The following is a 16222-nucleotide window of genomic DNA, read 5'->3' as shown; positions in this document are numbered from 1 at the left end:
TGTGAACCGGCTCAGCCGCGCCCCACGTACGGCATCGCCGTCGCCATGACCGTCGCGAACTGCACGTTGGCCTCCAGGGGCAGCCCGGCCATGTGCCGCACCGTGCGCGCGACGTCGGCGACGTCCATCACGGGCTCGGGTGCCGTCTCCCCGTTGGCCTGGAGCGCGCCGGTCTGCATGCCGGCCGTCATGTCGGTCGCCGCGTTGCCGATGTCGATCTGGCCGACCGCGATGCCGTAGCGGCGGCCGTCCAGCGACAGCGACTTGGTCAGGCCGGTCAGCGCGTGCTTGGTCGCCGTGTACGCCACCGAGTGCGGTCGCGGCGTGTGTGCCGAGATCGAGCCGTTGTTGATGATCCGGCCGCCCTGCGGGTCCTGCTCCTTCATCTGCCGGTACGCCGCCTGCGCGCACAGGAACGCCCCGTTGAGGTTGGTGTCCACCACGTGCCGCCAGGCCTCGTAGGGCAGTTCCTCGACCGGCACCCCGCCGGGGCCGAACGTACCGGCGTTGTTGAACAGCAGGTCCAGCCGCCCGAACCGGTCGCGCACGGCGTCGAACAGGGCCGCCACGTCCTCGGGGCGCGACACGTCGGCGCGGACGGTGAGGGCCGTGCCGCCGCCCGACGGTGCCGTCGCGGCCGTCTCCGCCAGCGGCTCGGGGCGGCGGCCGGCCAGGGCCACCGACCAGCCGGCGGTGAGCAGCTCGACGGCGACCGCCCGGCCGATGCCGGATCCGGCACCCGTGACGACGGCGACCTTCGGTGCGCCGGTGCTTTCCTCGTCGCTGGTTCTCACGGTGTTCATGAGTCGGCAGGGTACGGGTCGCGGAACATGCGGAACTCATCCGTCCGACATGCGATCGCCATGTCCGCGCCAAGCTCGGGTCGTTCCCGGCCCTTCGAATTCCCCTTGCAACCACCGCAAGGGGAGGAACGGATGACACCCGCGAACCACCAGGCCCCGACCCCGGTCCCGGCCCAGTCGCAGTCCTCGCACGCGCCCGAACTCCGCGCCGCCGCCCGCAGCATGGGCCGCCGCCGCTTCCTGACCGTCACCGGTGCCGCCGCCGCGCTCGCCTTCTCCGTGAACCTGCCGGCCGCCGGCACCGCGAGCGCCGCCGAGCTGGACGCCGCGCAGCTCTCCGCCGACCCCTTCACGCTCGGCGTCGCCTCGGGCGACCCCCAGCCCGGCTCCGTGCTGCTGTGGACGCGCCTGGCCCCGGTCCCGTACCAGGCCGACAGCGGACTGCCCGCCAAACGCGTCGAGGTGAGCTGGGAGGTGGCCCTGGACGAACGCTTCCGCCGCGTCGTCAGAAGGGGCCGGGCCACCGCCCACCCCGAGTTCCACCACACCGTGCACGTCGAGGTCGACCACCTCGCGCCCGGCCACGTCTACTACTACCGCTTCCGCGCCGGCCGGTACGTCAGCCCGGCCGGCCGCACCCGCACCGCGCCCGCCCAGCACAGCCGGGTCTCCGACCTCACCTTCGGCCTCGTCTCCTGCCAGAAGTACGACGAGGGCTACTACACCGCGTACAAGCACCTGGCCCAGGAGGACGTGGACGTCGTCTTCCACCTCGGCGACTACCTCTACGAGTACGCCGTCAAAGCCACCGGCGGCTCCCGCGCCTACCCCGCGGGCACCCTGCCCGCCCACTTCAACCACGAGACGGTGACGCTGGAGGACTACCGCCTGCGGTACGCCCTCTACAAGTCGGACCCCGACCTGCGGGCCGCGCACGCCGCGCACCCGTTCGTCGTGACCTGGGACGACCACGAGACCGAGAACAACTACGCCGACGAGACGCCGGAGAACAGTGTCCCGCCGGAGGAGTTCCTCATCCGCCGGGCCGCCGCCTACCGCGCCTACTGGGAGAACATGCCGCTGCGCCGGCCCCAGCTGCCCGACGGCCCCGACCTGAAGCTCTACCGCCGCCTGCACTGGGGGCGCCTGGCCCAGTTCGACGTGCTCGACACCCGGCAGTACCGCTCCAACCAGGCGTACGGCGACGGCTGGCAGTTCCCCGGGCCCGAGTCCGAGGACCCGGGCCGCACGCTCACCGGCGACGCCCAGGAGCGCTGGCTGATCAACGGCTGGCACCGGTCCGACGCCCTGTGGAATGTGGTGCCCCAGCAGGTCACCTTCGCCCAGCGCTACAACATGACCACCACGCCGTCCAAGGTCTCCATGGACTCCTGGGACGGCTACCCGGCCTCCCGCGAGCGGGTCCTGGCCGGTGCGCAGGCCGCCGGGATCGAGAACCTCATGGTCCTCACCGGCGACGTGCACGTCTCCTACGGCTTCGACATCAAGCGCGACTTCGACGACCCGGACTCCCGGACCCTGGGCACGGAGATCGTCACCACCTCGATCACCAGCGGCGGCGACGGCTCGGCGAAGCCGTCCAACTGGGACACCCTCATGACCGCCAACCCGCACCTGAAGTTCTTCAACGGGCTGCGCGGCTACGCGACGGTGTCACTGGGCCGCGAGTCGGCGCGCGCCGACTTCAAGACGGTGTCCCACGTCAGCAGCGAGGGCGCGCCGCTCACGACCGCCGGGTCCTTCGTGACGGAGGCGGGGGAGCCGGGGCTCAAGCCGGCGTGACGACCGGCTCCGCCGCGTCTCCCAGCCCTCCCTGCTCGCCCTGTTCGCCCTGCTCTCCCGGGTAGCGGACGCCGACGCGGTCCCGGATCGCGTCGAGCGTCCGCATCACGGCCAGCGTGCCGTCGAGGGGCACCAGCGGTGACTCGGTCTCCCCGGCGCGCAGGGCCCGCATCACCTCCTCGGCCTCGTGCCGCAGGCTCTCGCGGGGCCCGTCGGCCGGGTCGGCGCGGAACTCCTGCGGGTCCCGGCCGGTGCGGTGCAGCACGAAGTGGTCCGGGAAGAAAAAGCCGTTCGGGACGTCGATGCGGCCCTCGGAGCCGGTGATCGACGCGGAGTTGGGCGTACCGCCGGTGATGGAGCAGTGCACCGAGGCGAGAGCGCCGCTCTCGTAGGAGAGCAGTGCGCCCGTCTGGAGATCGACCCCCTCCTCGGAGAGCACCGCTCGCGCCGCGACGTCCGAGGGCTCACCGAGCAGCAGCTGTGCGAACGACACCGGGTACACCCCCAGGTCCAGCAGCGCGCCGCCGCCCTGCGCGGGATCGCGGAGCCGGTGCGCGGGCGGGAAGGGGCCCGCGAGGCCGAAGTCCGCCTGGAGGCTGCGGACCTCGCCGATCGCGCCGTCGCCGACCAGCGCCTTCAGGCGCCGCACCAGCGGGTTGCAGTACATCCACATCGCTTCCATGAGGAAGACGTTCTTCTCCCGGGCGAGCGCGACCAGTTCCGCCGCCTCCCGCGCGTTCAGCGTGAACGGCTTCTCGCACAGCACGTTCCGGCCCGCCTCCAGGCACAGGCCGGCCGCGGTCCGGTGCGCCGAGTGCGGGGTCGCGACGTACACCACGTCGACGTCCTCGTCCCGCGCCAGCGTCTCCCACGCGCCGTACGCCCGGGGTATCCCGAACCGCTCGGCGAACGCCTTCGCCGACGCCTCGGTCCGCGACGCCACCGCCACGACCTCCGCGTCCGGCAGATCGACCAGATCCGCCGTGAACCGCGCCGCCATCCCGCCGGTCGCGAGAATCCCCCAGCGCACCTTCTGTCCGGTCACCGCTGACACCCTGCCCCACCCTCACTCAGGTTCGTTCGTCGTTCGTCGTTCGTTCGTCGTGCGTGCGTCGTTCGAGTTTGTTCGTTCGAGTCCGTACGAGCTGAGAGCATAGGTGGCGGATCTGTAGAAGAGGGAGGGGCACATCACATGCCCGAGCGCGGGCCGTCCATACCGCACCAGTCACCGGACACGACCACCACACCAACGACCCGTCACACACCGACGACCGTCCCTTCGCTGCCCGCCGCCCGGCGCATCGGTCTGCTCGTCACCCTCATCCTCGGCAGCCTGACCGCCACGCCGCCGCTGGCGATGGACATGTACCTCCCCGCGCTCCCGGAGGTCACCCGGTCCCTGAGCGCACCGGCCGCGACCGTCCAGCTCACGCTCACCGCCTGCCTGGCCGGCATGGCCCTCGGGCAGATCGTGGTCGGCCCGATGAGCGACAAGTGGGGGCGCAGGCGTCCCCTGCTGGCCGGTCTCGCCGTCTACGTCGTCGCCACCGCGCTGTGCGCCGTCGCGCCGAACGTGGAACTCCTCGTCGCCTTCCGGCTGGTGCAGGGGCTCGCGGGCGCCGCCGGGATCGTCATCGCCCGAGCCGTCGTACGCGACCTGTACGACGGCGTGGCCATGGCCCGCTTCTTCTCCACCCTCATGCTGATCTCGGGTGTCGCGCCGGTCGTCGCGCCGCTCATCGGCGGGCAGATCCTGCGCGTGACGGACTGGCGGGGTGTGTTCGTCGTCCTCGTGGTCGTCGGGGTGGTACTGGGCGTCGTCGTGTGGGCCAGGCTGCCGGAGACGCTGCCCGTCGAGGAGCGGCACGCGGGCGGGGTCGGCGACACCCTGCGCGCGATGCGCGGCCTGCTCGCCGACCGGGCCTTCACCGGGTACATGCTCGTCGGCGGCTTCGCCTTCGCCTCGCTGTTCGCCTACGTCGCGGCGTCGCCGTTCGTCATGCAGGAGATCTACGGGGCGTCCGCGCAGACGTTCAGCCTGCTGTTCGGCCTCAACTCGATCGGCCTCGTGGTGGTCGGGCAGATCAACGGCAAGATCCTCGTCGGGCGGGTCAGGATGGACCGGGTGCTCGGCCTCGGCCTCGTCGTCGTGATCGCCGCCGCGACCGTGCTGCTGCTGATGTCCCTGGGCGTCTTCGGCGAGGTCGGGCTCGGGCCGGTCGCCGCCGTGCTGTTCGTACTGATGTCGGCGATGGGCATCAGCCTGCCCAACACGCAGGCGCTCGCGCTGATGCGGGTCAAGAAGTCCGCCGGTTCCGCCTCCGCGCTGCTCGGCACGTCCTCCTTCCTCATCGGCGCGGTGGCCTCGCCGCTGGTCGGGATCGCGGGGGAGGACACCGCCGTACCGATGGCCGTGGTCCAGCTGGTGGCGGCGGTGGTGGCGCTCGGGTTCCTCGTCACCCTGTGCCGGCCCTCCGCCAAGGGGGAGGACAGCTGAGCGCTCCGAGACTGCGCCTCGACACCCCGGAGCGGGCCGGACTCGACCCCGGGCAGCTCCGTCGTGCCGTCGCCCAGGTGCGCGGCCTCACCACCGGCGAACGGCCCTGGGCGGCGGGCGCGGTCGTGGCCGTCGGACGCGGGCCCGTGCTCGCCGTCGAGGAGGCGGCGGGCTGGGCCGTGCGCTACGCCTCCTACGACCCGCGCACCGACACGGGCGTGGAGCTGCCGGCGGCCTCGCGGGTGCCGGTGACCGTGGACACGCCGTTCGACCTCGCCTCGCTGACGAAGCTGTTCACTGCGGTCGCCGCCGTGCAGCAGATCGAGCGGGGCACGCTCGGCATCGACGCGGAGGTCGGCGCCTACCTGCCGGACTTCCGGGCCGCGGCCCGGCACCACGTCACCGTACGGCAACTGCTCACCCACACCTCCGGACTGCGGCCCGAACTCCCGCTGTACGACTGTGCCGACGGCGAGGAACGGCTGCGGCGGCTGCGGGCGGAGCCGCCGGTGGGGGTGCCGGGCACGTACTGCTACTCGGACCTGAACATGCTGCTCCTGCAGCAGGTGCTGGAGCGGATCACCGGGCGGGGTCTGGACGTCCTGGTCCGGGACGGGATCACCCGGCCGCTGGGCATGACGGCGACGCGCTTCGGACCGTGTCCGGACGCCGCGGCCACGGAGGACCAGCGGCGGCCGTGGGCCAAGGTGGACCGGGGGATGCTGCGCGGGGTCGTCCACGACGAGAACGCCTGGGCGCTGGGCGGGGTGGCGGGGCACGCGGGGCTGTTCTCGACGGGGCGGGACCTCGCGGTCTTCTGCCGGACGCTGCTCGCGGGCGGCTCCCACGGGCCGGCGCGGATCCTCGGGCCGGACTTCGTGGAGCTGCTGCTGGCCGCGCCGGGGCTGGGCTTCGCCCTGGACCAGCCGTGGTTCATGGGTGAGCTGGCGGGGCGTGGGGCGGCGGGGCACACCGGGTTCACGGGGACGATGCTGGTCCTCGACCGGGCGACGGACACCTTCGCGGTCCTCCTCGCCAACACGGTCCACCCACGCCGCCGGGCTCCGGACAACCGGCCACGCGCGGCGCTGTGCACACGGGTGGCACGGGCGGTGCGGGTCTGATCGCTGCGGGGTGCCTGCGGCGCCGGTGCGGGTTCGGTGGGGGTGCGCGTAGCGCCTGGGGTCCGGTGGGTGGGTCGGGGCCGCGCCGGGGGATGTCCGTCCTCGGAACGGCGCGGAATCGGGTGCTTACAGGGCTCGCGGCGTTGACGCGCCAACCGCTGCGGGCGGACACCCCCCGACACGACCCCTTCCCGCCGTACGCGGCTGCGGCTCGCCATCCCTCCAGGGGCCCGCCCCGCCGTGCGCGGCTGTCCGTCCATCCCGCTCAGCTGCGGGCCCCCCATGCCTGAACGGCCTGGGAGGTGCCCCCAGGCGGCACGGGTGGGTGCAGCGGCACCCGCTACGCCGAGCCGCGCGCCCCACCCCCGCGCCGGGTGGCCGAGGAACCCCGCCCCACGGAGTGCCTCGTACAATCGCCGGGTGAGTCACCCCGCCGCCCCCGCCGACACCCTGCGGGCCGCCCTCGCCGACCTCGTCGACGGGTTGCCGCCCCGGCAGGCCGCGCAGGCCGTGGAGCGGCTGATCGCCAACTACCGCGGGGACACCCCGACCGACGCCCCCATCCTGCGCGACCGCGCCGACGTCGTCGCCTACGCCGCCTACCGCATGCCCGCCACCTTCGCCGCCGTGCGCTCGGCGCTGGACGCGTTCGCCGCGGCCGTGCCGGGATGGGTGCCCGGCGGTCACGTGGACGTGGGCGGGGGGACCGGCGCCGCGACCTGGGCCGTCAGCGACACCTGGGACGGGACCCGTCCGGTGACCGTGCTCGACTGGGCCGAACCCGCCCTCGCCCTGGGGCGGGAGATCGCCGCCTCGCTCCCCGCCCTGCACGAGGTCCGCTGGCAGCGTGCACGGATCGGAGCGGCGCTCGCCATCGAGAGCGCCGACCTCGTCACGGTGTCCTACGTACTCAACGAGCTGACCGGTGCCGACCGCGCCGCCCTCGTCGACGCCGCCGCCGCTGCCGCGCGGGCGGTCGTGATCGTCGAGGCCGGCACCCCCGCCGGATACGCCCGTGTCATCGAGGCCCGCGACCGGCTGATCGCCGCCGGGTTCCGGGTCGCCGCACCCTGCCCGCACAGCGCCGCCTGCCCCATCGTGCCCGGCACGGACTGGTGCCACTTCGCGGCCCGCGTCAGCCGGTCCAGCCTGCACCGGCAGGTCAAGAGCGGGTCCCTCGCCTACGAGGACGAGAAGTTCAGCTACGTCGCCGCCACCCGGCTCCCCGCCGAACCCGCTGCCTCCCGGGTGGTCCGGCGACCCCAGATCCGCAAGGGCCAGGTACTGCTCGACCTCTGCGAGCCCGACGAGCGACTGCGGCGCCGTACGGTCACCAAGCGGCACGGCGACCTCTACAAGGCGGCCCGCGACGCGGCCTGGGGCGACTCCTGGCCGGCAGGGGAAGACTGACCCGCCCGACGAGACCTGGAAGTGGACCTCCCCGTGGAACGTGACGTGCACCGCGCCCTGCGGATCGTGATCGCCGAGGACGATCCGCTGCTGCGCGAGGGGCTTGCCCTGCTGCTGCGGGCCGAGGGCCTGGACGTGGTCGCCACCGCGGACACCGCCGACTCGGTGCTCGCCGCCATCGACGAGCACGAGCCCGACGTGGCCATCCTCGACGTGCGCATGCCGCCCACACACACCGACGAGGGGGTCCGCGCGGCCGTCGAGGCGCGGCGGCGGCGCCCGGGACTCGCCGTCCTGGTGCTGTCCGCGTACGTGGAGCAGTCCTTCGCCACCGACCTGCTGACCGGGGGAGTGGGCGGCCTCGGCTATCTGCTCAAGGAACGCGTCGGGCGGGTCGAGGAGTTCATGGACGCCCTCGGCCGGGTCGCGGGGGGCGGTACCGCCATCGACCCGGAGGTCGTCGCCCAGCTGTTCACCCGGACCCGGCAGGACACCCGGCTGGAGCGTCTCAGCCCGCGCGAGCGGGAGGTGCTCGGTCTGATGGCCGAGGGCCTGGGCAACAGTGCCATCGCCGGACGGCTCGTGGTCACCGACGGTGCCGTCCACAAGCACATCCGCAGCATCTTCGCCAAGCTCGACCTCTCCCCGGCCGACCAGGTCGACCGGCGGGTGGCGGCCGTACTGCACTATCTGGAGAACGCGCGGGCACCACGCCACTGAGCGGCCGCACCGACGGCGAGACGTTCCGTCTTGTCAACCTGGTAGCTTCGGAGCATGGCCACCATCCGGACATCCGCCCACCCCACGCATCCTGCCTCCGAGCGGCCGCACCCCGACGCCAGCCGGCGCAGCCAGCGGTCCCGCCAGGCCATCTACGACGCCGCCCTCGCCCTGGTCGGCGAGGTCGGCTACCCGAAGACCACCATCGAGGGCATCGCCGCCCGCGCCGGCGTCGGCAAGCAGACGATCTACCGGTGGTGGTCCTCGAAGGCGGACGTCCTGCTGGAGGCCTTCCTCGACCTGGGCGAGCGGCTCGTGGAGGCCGCCGGCGAGGAGGCGTACACCATCCCGGACACGGGTGACGTCGCAGCCGACCTCAAGGTCGTTCTGCGCGCCACCGTCGACGAACTGCGCAATCCGAAGTTCGAGGCCCCCTACCGCGCCCTGGCCGCGGAGGGCGTCGTCAACGAACAACTGGGCCGGACCTTCGTCGCCCGGCTCCTGGAGCCGTCGCTCCAGCTCCACGCCGACCGGCTGCGGGTCGCCCAGGAGGCAGGCCAGGTACGGCAGGACATCGACCTGCGGATCGCGCTGGAGCTGTTCGTCTCCCCGCTCGCCCAGCGCTGGCTCCAGCACACGGGGCCGTTCTCCCACGCCTACACCGACACCCTCGTCGACTACGCGCTGCACGGGCTCGCCCCGCGGTGACCAAGGAAGCCTGACCAGGGGAGTTTGTCCCTTCGCGACCCCGAAGCGCGGAATGGTGCGACGATAGGGCATGCTGGTGCGCACGACGGCGAGGCAAGGGGATAGATGAGCGCGGAGTTCGGCGGTCGGAGCGGTCTGCAGGGCAAACTCTCCTCGTGGCTGCGCGGACGCCGGCCCAAGGAGGCCGCCGGAGACGGTGGCCGGGAGGATCTGCTGCTCGCCGCCGCCGGTGCCGGACTGCCCCTGGCGCCCGCCGCGCACCCCGCCGGATACCGTTGCTCCTGCGACCGTGTGGGCTGTCCCACCCCCGCCCGGCACCCGGTGTCGTTCGCCTGGCAGACGCAGTCCACCACCGACCGCTCCCAGATCGAGCGCTGGGCCCGGCACCAGCCCGAGGCCAACTTCATCACCGCGACCGGCATGGTGCACGACGTCCTGGACGTGCCGCTGGAGGCCGGCCGGGAGGCGCTGGAGCGGCTGCTCGCCGCCGGTGTCGAGGTCGGGCCGGTCGCCGAGAGCGACGACGGACGCATGCTGCTGTTCACCCTCACCCGCGGCACCCCCGAGGACGAGGACGAGTGGTGGCCCTGCGAGCTGGACTGCCACCCCGAGACCATGGACGAGCACCCCGGGCTGCGCTGGCACTGCCGCGGTTCCTACGTGCTGGTGCCGCCGGCCCGGCTGCCCGGCGAGGACCGGACCGTGCACTGGGTGCGCGGCCCCGAGCATCCGCTGCCCGACCCGCTGACGCTGCTGGAGACCCTCACCGACGCCTGCGGCCGGCACGCCGGTGAGGAGAGCGACCACGAGGGAGCCTCCTGGCCGCTGCGCCGCTGAGCGTTTCCGGCGGGAGGGCTACTCGCCCTTCCCCGACGTCAGGCCCTGGACCCGGCCCAGCACCTGCACCTGTCCGTCCGCCGGGTCGAGCGCGACCTCGTTGGAGACGAACTCCATCGTCAGCGACTGCTTGATCTCGCCGTCCGTCAGCGCCAGCACGTCCTTGTTCGGCGTCGGCACGGACGCGCCCCGCGCGGCGGTCCGCTTCTCGAAGTGCCGCGTGGTGAAGAACACCAGCGCGTCGCCGTCCTTCGTGCGCAGCGCCAGCGGCGCGTAGTCGCCGTTCGTCAGCGGCTCGTCGATGTACTGGGTGACCAGGCCGGGGCGGATCGACCGCTTCTCGCGCAGCGCGCGCCAGGAGCTGGTGTGCACGCCGTCCGCGAAGCTCTTGCCGCCGTCCTGCAGATACGTCGTGTACCCCTTGCTCAGACCGGCCGGCGGGACGCTCACGTCGGTGGAGTTCGCGGGCACGGCCTCGGCCCAGCCGTCCGGGTCGGTCTTGAACTCGGGCATCTTGCCGGGGGCGACCAGCGTCAGGTACGCCGCCTCCCAGGTCTCCTCCAGGCCGTTGCGGGTGAACACCAGCAACCAGCGTGCCGTGCCACCCTTGTTGGCCTTGGTGTCCGCGACGAACCAGCGCGGCCAGCCCGCCTTCTTCGGGATCGTGAACTTCGCGTCGGTCAGCTCCAGCGGCTCGTGCGCCGGATTGCCGTCCGGGTGGTTGGCCGCCCCCGCCTTCAGCCGCGCCGCGTCGATCGCGCCGAGGGCGCCGGTGGTGTAATCGGCGTCCAGGGAGGCGTCGTACGCCTTGTCGGCCGCGTTGTACGCGGTGGCGAACTCCTCCAGCGCCTTCGCGGCCTCGGCCCGGGTGGCCGAGGGGAGCACCTCGCGCTCACCGTGCACCACCACGCAGCCGCTCGCCGTCAACGACAAAGCGGTCGCCGAGGCGGATATGAGCGCGTACTTCTCAAGCCTGCGGGGCCTTCGAGGGCCGCGATCCTGGCTCATCAGGTTCCTTCACCTTCCCCTTCCCGGAGGCGAACCCTACCGGGGCGAGGAAGAGCGCGAGCGTCGGGACCAGGTACAGCAGCCACACCGTGACCTGGAGGACGGTCGGATCGGGCTGGAAGTTGAACACGCCCTTGAGCAGGGTGCCGTACCAGCTGGCGGGGTCGACCGTGTTGCTGATGTCGAAGGCCAGGTTCGTCAGGCCCGGCACCAGGTCGGCCTCCTGCAAGTCGTGCACGCCGTACGCCAGGACGCCCGCCGCCACGACGACCAGCATGCCGCCGGTCCAGGTGAAGAACTTGGCCAGGTTGATGCGCAGCGCGCCCCGGTAGAACAGCCAGCCGAGCAGGACCGCGGTGGCCAGCCCGAGGGCCACGCCGATCAGCGGGCGCGGGGTGCCGTCGCTCGCCGCGTGCACCGACGCCCACACGAACAGGGCGGTCTCCAGGCCCTCCCGGCCGACGGCCAGGAACGCGGTGGCCACCAGCGCGCCGGTGCCCATCGCGAGGGCCGCGTCCAGCCTGCCGTGCAGCTCCGCCTTCAGGTGCCGGGCGGTGCGCCGCATCCAGAAGACCATCCACGTCACCAGGACCACGGCCAGGATGGAGAGCGAACCGCCCAGCGCCTCCTGCGCCTTGAAGGTCAGCTCCTGCGAGCCGAACTCCAGCGCGCAGCCGAAGCCGAACGCGATGGCGATCGCGACGCCGATGCCCGCCCAGATGGGCTTCAGGGCGTCCCGGCGGCCCGTCTTGACCAGATAGGCGATCAGGATGCAGACGACGAGTGAGGCCTCCAGGCCCTCGCGCAGTCCGATCAGGTAGTTGGAGAACACGGTTACGCCTCCTTGCCGAACAGCGTGCTGCCCCACCAGTCGTCCGCGTCGCGGACCCCGGGCGGCACGGCGAAGACCGCCGAACCCACGTGCTGGATGTACTCGTTGAGCGCGTCCGTCGCCAGATTCCGCTGGACGGGGACGAAGCCGGTGCGGATGTCGCGCTGGTAGGCCAGGAAGAACAGGCCGGCGTCCAGGCGGCCCAGGCCGTCCGTGCCGTCGGTGAAGGAGTAGCCGCGGCGCAGCAGCGTCGCCCCGCCGTTGGAGTCGGGGTGCGCGAGCCGGACGTGCGCGTCGGGCTTCATCGCCTTCAGGAACGGCTCGTCCCGCTCCTTGGCCTTGCCGACCGGGGCGCCCTCGCCCTTGTCGCGGCCGAACACGTCCTCCTGCTCCTGGAGGGAAGCCCGGTCCCAGGTCTCGATGTGCATGCGGATGCGCCGGGCGACCAGGTAGGAGCCGCCCGCCATCCACGCCGGGCCGTCCTTCTCGGCGGCCCAGACGAACTTCTCCAGCCGGTCCCGCTCCGTGCCCGCGATGTTGCGGGTGCCGTCCTTGAAGCCGAGCAGGTTGCGCGGGGTCTGTTCGCCGGGCGTCGTGGACGAGGTCTTGCCGAAGCCGAGCTGCGACCAGCGCACCACGACCTTGCCGAAGCCGATGCGGGCGAGGTTGCGGATCGCGTGCACGGCGACCTGGGGGTCGTCGGCGCAGGCCTGGACGCACAGGTCGCCGCCGCTGCGGGCCTTGTCCAGGTTGTCCCCGGGGAACTTCGGCAGGTCGGCCAGGGCCTCGGGGCGCCGGTCGGCGAGACCGAACTTCGCGAAGAGCGACGGCCCGAAGCCGATGGTGAGGGTCAGCCGCGACGGCCTGAGGCCCAGCGCCTCGCCGGTGTCGTCGGGCGGGGCCTCGGGCAGTCCGCCGTAGGCGCCCTCGCCCACCGCGTGACCGGCGGTCATCCGGCGGGCCGCCGCCGTCCACTCCTTGAGCAGCGCCACGAACGCGGCACGGTCCTCGGTCGCCACGTCGAACGCCGCGAAGTGCAGGCGGTCCTGCACCGGCGTGGCGATGCCCGCCTGGTGCGCCCCGTGGAAGGGGACGGCGGAACCCGCGCCGGCACCGGCCGGGTCCACGTCGTCGCCGGCGCGGTCCATCGCCACCGCCCCGCCGGCCGCCGCGGCGGCGCCGAGCGCGAGGCCCGCGCCGCCCCAGCCGATCAGCGCCCGCCGGGAGGGGGAGGGTGCGGGGGAATCGGTGTCCGTCATCGTCGTCTCCCCGCGCCTACTTGGTGACCACGGCCGCGGCGAGCTTGGACAGCGGCTCCGCGAGCGCGTTGACCGCGTCCGACAGCTCCTTGCGGTCCGCCTTGCCGACCTTGTCGTAGGAGGTGAACTCGTAGGAGCCGGGGTTCGGGCGGTACTGGTCGAGCAGCTTGTCCAGCGCCGCGAACTGGCCGTCCAGCTCCGTCGTCAGCGCCGCGTCGTTCTCCTTCGCGACCGGCTTCAGCAGCGCGTACGACTGCTGCGCGCCCTCCACGTTGGCCTTGAAGTCGACCAGGTCGGTGTGCGAGTAGCGCTCCTCCTCGCCGGTGACCTTGCCGGTGGCGACCTCGTCGAGCAGCTCCTTGGCGCCGTTGGCCATGGAGGTGGGGGTGATCTCGGCCGAGCCGACCCGGTTCTGCCAGTCCTTCAGGTCGGTGACCAGGGTGGCGGCGAGTTCCTTCTCCCGGTCGCCGATCCTGCCGTCCTGCCAGAGCGCCTTCTCCAGGCGGTGCCAGCCGGTCCAGTCGGTCGCCGGGTCCTGGCCCCCCTCCAGACCGTCCTCGCGGACGTCGACCTTCGGGTCGATGTCGCCGAAGGACTCCGCGACCGGCTCGGTGCGCTCCCAGCCGATGCGGGACGGGGCGTACGCCTTCTTCGCGGCCTCCACATCACCGGCCCGGACGGCCTTCGCGAACGCCTCGGCCTTCGGCAGGGTCTCGTCGGCCTGCTGCTGGACGTACTGGCGGTAGGCGGCCACGGCCTTGTCGAGGCGCGGGTCACGCGCGGCGGCCTTGCCGCCGGTGGCCCTGACGTCCTGGCGGATGCCCTTGCCCTTCATGCCGGGCTTGCAGGCGATCCGGTAGTCGCCCGCCTTCACCTCCGCGGTGACCCGCTGCTTGGTGCCGGGACCGATGTTCTCCCGCTCGGTGACCACCCGGTCGTCGGGGAAGAGGAGGTAGACCTCGGTGACCTTGGAGCCCTTGTTCTCGACGGCGAGTTCGACGTGACCGGCCGGGAACTCCGACTTCGACACCTCGCAGGCGTCGTCCGTCGCCGTCACCGTGATGACGTGCTCGCCGTCCTCGGCGCCGCTCTTCTCCGTGCAGCCCGTGACGGCGGCCAGGGCCGCGGCGGTGGCGACGGCGGTGACGACGGAGAGTCTGGCGGCTCGCATGCGGGGCTCCAAAGGATGGCCGAAAGTACGCGTGACGGGCCTCATAGGGAAGGTGAGGCTGGCCTAACATACCTAAGGATTTCCTAAGCAAAACCCGTTCATGCGGTGATCCGAATCTCATGGACGGTGTATGGGCACGGGCCGGTCACGGTGGCTCAATGAAGTGCCCATAGGAGAGTCAAGGGACCGTCAAGGATGGCCTGCCGGGGGACGGCCGGCGTCACGGCGAGCGGCGCGGGACGACGGCAGGGGCGGTCGGACCCGGCGCGCTCCGGCCGCCCGGGGGCGATGCTTGAATGCCCCGGTGACCGACTACGACGTACTGCGCGTCTTCTGCGCTCCGAACGGCGGATACGGCAACGAACTCGGCGTCGTCCGGGAGGGTTCCGTGCTGCCGGAGCCCGAGCGGCGGCAGGAGCTGGCCGCCAAGCTGGGCTTCAGCGAGACCGTGTTCGTCGACGACCCGGAGCGCGGCGTCGTCGACATCTACACGCCCACCCTGCGGCTGCCCTTCGCCGGCCATCCCTGCGTCGGCGCCGCCTGGCTGCTCGACGTGCCCGAACTCGTCACCCCGGCCGGGGTGGTGGGCGCCCGGCTGGACGGGGAGTTCAGCTGGATCGAGGCCCGCCCCGAGTGGGCACCGCCGCGCACCCTGCGCCGGTACGCCACCGTCGCCGAGGTCGACGACCTCGCGGTGCCGCCGAAGGGGGAGTGGATCTACGCCTGGGCGTGGGAGGACGAGGCGGCGGGACGGGTACGCGCCCGTGCGTTCCCCGGGCGTGACGACGGCATCGACGAGGACGAGGCGACCGGTGCGGCGGCGCTGCTGCTGACCGGACGGCTGGGCCGCGCCCTCAACATCACCCAGGGGGTCGGCTCCCAGATCCTCACCGCCCCGCAGCCCGAGGGCTGGGTCGAGATCGGCGGGCGGGTGCGCCTGGAGCGGTGACGGGAGACCCGTACGGCACCTCCGTACGGGTGGAACAGCGTGTGCGCGCGACGGTGAGGGGGGACCTCTGGGCCTGACCGCTCAGTCTCCCCGAGAGGAAACCCATGCGCATCCGCTCCGCCCTCGCCACGGTCCTGCTGACCGCCGCCATGACCGCCGGTGGTGCCGCGACCGCCACCGCCTTCGACGGCCCCATGCACGGTGACGAGGACGCCACCTGCAGCCCGTACTTCGGCGCCATCACCACGGACAGCACCGGCGACCTGTACTTCGGCGGCATCAACTGCCGCAGCGACGACTACGACATCGACAACTGAGTCGGTCCGGCCGTTCGCTCTCCCGGTCCCCCTCGGCCCAGACGGCCGAGGGGGACCGGTGTGTCCGCGGGGCACCGGCTCCGGCGTCGCTCACGCGGAGAGCGGGAACTCCTCGCCCAGTGCCCGGAAGACCGCCGTGTTCAGGTCGAAGGCGCGCTTGCACTCCGCGACGACCCGCTGCTTCTCCAGGTCGTCCGCGCGGATGCCGTCCAGCAGTGCGCGGTACTCCCGCTTGAAGGCGGCCGGGTTGGAGATCTCCTGGAAGACGTAGAAGCGGACTCCGTCGCCCTTCCTGGCGAAGCCCCACGTCCGCTCGGCCTTGTCGCGGATGATCTGACCCCCCGACAGGTCGCCTAGGTAGCGCGTGTAGTGGTGGGCGACGTACCCCGCCGGCCAGTCCTCGGCGCACTCGCGCACCCGGTCCGCGTACGCCTCGGTCGCGGGCAGGGCGGTCAGCCCCGCGCGCCAGCCGGCGCCGCGCAGGTGCGCCAGGTCCCGCTCCAGGGAGGCCAGCCGCAGCAGCTCCGGCCGGACGAACGGCCCGGCCACCGGGTCCGCCGCCAGCCGTCCGGCGGGCGCCTCCAGGGCTTCGTAGACGAACCACAGCTGCTCGGTGTAGCGCGCGTACGCGTCCACGCCGAGCCGGCCCCCCAGCAGGTCGCTCATGAAGGTGGAGGTCTCCGCCTCCACGTGCTGCTCGTGGGACGCCGTGCGGATGAGGGTCGAGAAGGAGTCCATGGAGGTGATTTTCTGTGGTTAGGCTTGCCTAAGTCAATAGGTTGCC

General features: G+C 72.5%; 16 protein-coding genes. 9 read left to right on the top strand and 7 right to left on the bottom strand.

What is annotated here, in order from left to right:
- Window positions 1-11: 11 nt before the first annotated feature.
- On the bottom strand, window positions 12-803 hold the full coding sequence (locus BZZ08_RS05055; protein ID WP_104630913.1) for an SDR family oxidoreductase: 792 nt from the start codon (window positions 801-803) through the stop codon (window positions 12-14).
- A gap of 132 nt (window positions 804-935) precedes the next feature.
- Here BZZ08_RS05055 and BZZ08_RS05050 point away from each other — a divergent pair, with 132 nt between their 5' ends.
- The gene (locus BZZ08_RS05050; RefSeq protein ID WP_104630912.1) at window positions 936-2606 is read left to right on the top strand and encodes an alkaline phosphatase D family protein; all 1671 of its coding nucleotides are present in this window, start codon (window positions 936-938) and stop codon (window positions 2604-2606) included.
- Here the strand turns inward: BZZ08_RS05050 and BZZ08_RS05045 are convergent.
- The gene (locus BZZ08_RS05045) at window positions 2593-3651 is read right to left on the bottom strand and encodes a Gfo/Idh/MocA family protein (protein ID WP_198601296.1); all 1059 of its coding nucleotides are present in this window, start codon (window positions 3649-3651) and stop codon (window positions 2593-2595) included. The genes BZZ08_RS05050 and BZZ08_RS05045 overlap by 14 nt on opposite strands.
- Window positions 3652-3798: 147 nt before the next feature.
- Between BZZ08_RS05045 and BZZ08_RS05040 the strand changes: the two genes are divergently transcribed.
- From BZZ08_RS05040 to BZZ08_RS05010, 6 genes are all read left to right on the top strand, one after another.
- Entirely contained in the window at window positions 3799-5103 is a 1305-nt protein-coding gene (locus tag BZZ08_RS05040) for a multidrug effflux MFS transporter (protein ID WP_104630910.1), read from the top strand.
- A complete protein-coding gene (locus BZZ08_RS05035; protein WP_198601295.1) occupies window positions 5070-6227 on the top strand; it encodes a serine hydrolase domain-containing protein in 1158 nt (385 codons plus the stop codon). Before BZZ08_RS05040 ends, BZZ08_RS05035 begins: the two co-directional genes overlap by 34 nt.
- A 420-nt stretch (window positions 6228-6647) precedes the next feature.
- Complete coding sequence (locus BZZ08_RS05025) at window positions 6648-7637, top strand: small ribosomal subunit Rsm22 family protein (protein ID WP_104630909.1); 990 nt, start codon at window positions 6648-6650, stop codon at window positions 7635-7637.
- A 57-nt stretch (window positions 7638-7694) separates the two neighbouring features.
- A complete protein-coding gene (locus tag BZZ08_RS05020) occupies window positions 7695-8357 on the top strand; it encodes a response regulator transcription factor (RefSeq protein ID WP_198601304.1) in 663 nt (220 codons plus the stop codon).
- Between the two features lie 54 nt (window positions 8358-8411).
- Complete coding sequence (locus tag BZZ08_RS05015) at window positions 8412-9065, top strand: TetR/AcrR family transcriptional regulator (protein ID WP_104630908.1); 654 nt, start codon at window positions 8412-8414, stop codon at window positions 9063-9065.
- Window positions 9066-9170: 105 nt separating this feature from the next.
- Window positions 9171-9902 (top strand): bifunctional DNA primase/polymerase, encoded by a 732-nt coding sequence (locus tag BZZ08_RS05010; RefSeq protein ID WP_104630907.1) that lies wholly within the window; start codon window positions 9171-9173, stop codon window positions 9900-9902.
- Between the two features lie 18 nt (window positions 9903-9920).
- Here the strand turns inward: BZZ08_RS05010 and BZZ08_RS05005 are convergent, their stop codons facing one another.
- The 4 genes from BZZ08_RS05005 to efeO are packed head-to-tail and all read right to left on the bottom strand — an operon-like array spanning window position 9921 to window position 14172.
- Complete coding sequence (locus tag BZZ08_RS05005) at window positions 9921-10910, bottom strand: hypothetical protein (protein ID WP_198601294.1); 990 nt, start codon at window positions 10908-10910, stop codon at window positions 9921-9923.
- Complete coding sequence (gene efeU / locus BZZ08_RS05000) at window positions 10870-11742, bottom strand: iron uptake transporter permease EfeU (RefSeq protein ID WP_104630906.1); 873 nt, start codon at window positions 11740-11742, stop codon at window positions 10870-10872. Before efeU ends, BZZ08_RS05005 begins: the two co-directional genes overlap by 41 nt.
- Before the next feature lie 2 nt (window positions 11743-11744).
- Window positions 11745-13001 (bottom strand): iron uptake transporter deferrochelatase/peroxidase subunit, encoded by a 1257-nt coding sequence (gene efeB / locus BZZ08_RS04995; RefSeq protein WP_104630905.1) that lies wholly within the window; start codon window positions 12999-13001, stop codon window positions 11745-11747.
- Between the two features lie 16 nt (window positions 13002-13017).
- Window positions 13018-14172 (bottom strand): iron uptake system protein EfeO, encoded by a 1155-nt coding sequence (efeO, locus tag BZZ08_RS04990; RefSeq protein ID WP_104630904.1) that lies wholly within the window; start codon window positions 14170-14172, stop codon window positions 13018-13020.
- 304 nt (window positions 14173-14476) lie between these two features.
- On the opposite strand from efeO, the gene BZZ08_RS04985 reads away from it, so the two are divergent.
- Both BZZ08_RS04985 and BZZ08_RS04980 read left to right on the top strand, forming a co-directional pair.
- Window positions 14477-15121 (top strand): PhzF family phenazine biosynthesis protein, encoded by a 645-nt coding sequence (locus BZZ08_RS04985; protein WP_104630903.1) that lies wholly within the window; start codon window positions 14477-14479, stop codon window positions 15119-15121.
- A gap of 104 nt (window positions 15122-15225) precedes the next feature.
- Entirely contained in the window at window positions 15226-15438 is a 213-nt protein-coding gene (locus tag BZZ08_RS04980; RefSeq protein WP_087809693.1) for a hypothetical protein, read from the top strand.
- A 90-nt stretch (window positions 15439-15528) separates the two neighbouring features.
- Here the strand turns inward: BZZ08_RS04980 and BZZ08_RS04975 are convergent, their stop codons facing one another.
- Window positions 15529-16176: a biliverdin-producing heme oxygenase gene (locus tag BZZ08_RS04975; RefSeq protein WP_104630902.1), complete on the bottom strand. Its 648-nt coding sequence runs from the start codon at window positions 16174-16176 to the stop codon at window positions 15529-15531.
- Window positions 16177-16222: the final 46 nt, after the last annotated feature.

The organism is Streptomyces sp. MH60 (assembly GCF_002939385.1).
Taxonomy (GTDB): Bacteria; Actinomycetota; Actinomycetes; order Streptomycetales; family Streptomycetaceae; genus Streptomyces.
Note: the sequence above shows the minus strand (reverse complement) of the source record. Positions and strands in the feature narration are given on the sequence as shown.

Excerpts from the sequence above, each read along its gene's own strand:
- BZZ08_RS05015 (WP_104630908.1), top strand. The coding sequence starts at position 8,412 with ATGGCCACCATCCGGACATCCGCCCACCCCACGCATCCTGCCTCCGAG.
- BZZ08_RS04975 (WP_104630902.1), bottom strand. The coding sequence starts at position 16,176 with ATGGACTCCTTCTCGACCCTCATCCGCACGGCGTCCCACGAGCAGCAC.
- BZZ08_RS05055 (WP_104630913.1), bottom strand. The coding sequence starts at position 803 with ATGAACACCGTGAGAACCAGCGACGAGGAAAGCACCGGCGCACCGAAG.
- BZZ08_RS05005 (WP_198601294.1), bottom strand. The coding sequence starts at position 10,910 with ATGAGCCAGGATCGCGGCCCTCGAAGGCCCCGCAGGCTTGAGAAGTAC.
- BZZ08_RS05040 (WP_104630910.1), top strand. The coding sequence starts at position 3,799 with ATGCCCGAGCGCGGGCCGTCCATACCGCACCAGTCACCGGACACGACC.
- BZZ08_RS05010 (WP_104630907.1), top strand. The coding sequence starts at position 9,171 with ATGAGCGCGGAGTTCGGCGGTCGGAGCGGTCTGCAGGGCAAACTCTCC.
- BZZ08_RS04980 (WP_087809693.1), top strand. The coding sequence starts at position 15,226 with ATGCGCATCCGCTCCGCCCTCGCCACGGTCCTGCTGACCGCCGCCATG.
- efeO (WP_104630904.1), bottom strand. The coding sequence starts at position 14,172 with ATGCGAGCCGCCAGACTCTCCGTCGTCACCGCCGTCGCCACCGCCGCG.
- efeB (WP_104630905.1), bottom strand. The coding sequence starts at position 13,001 with ATGACGGACACCGATTCCCCCGCACCCTCCCCCTCCCGGCGGGCGCTG.
- BZZ08_RS05050 (WP_104630912.1), top strand. The coding sequence starts at position 936 with ATGACACCCGCGAACCACCAGGCCCCGACCCCGGTCCCGGCCCAGTCG.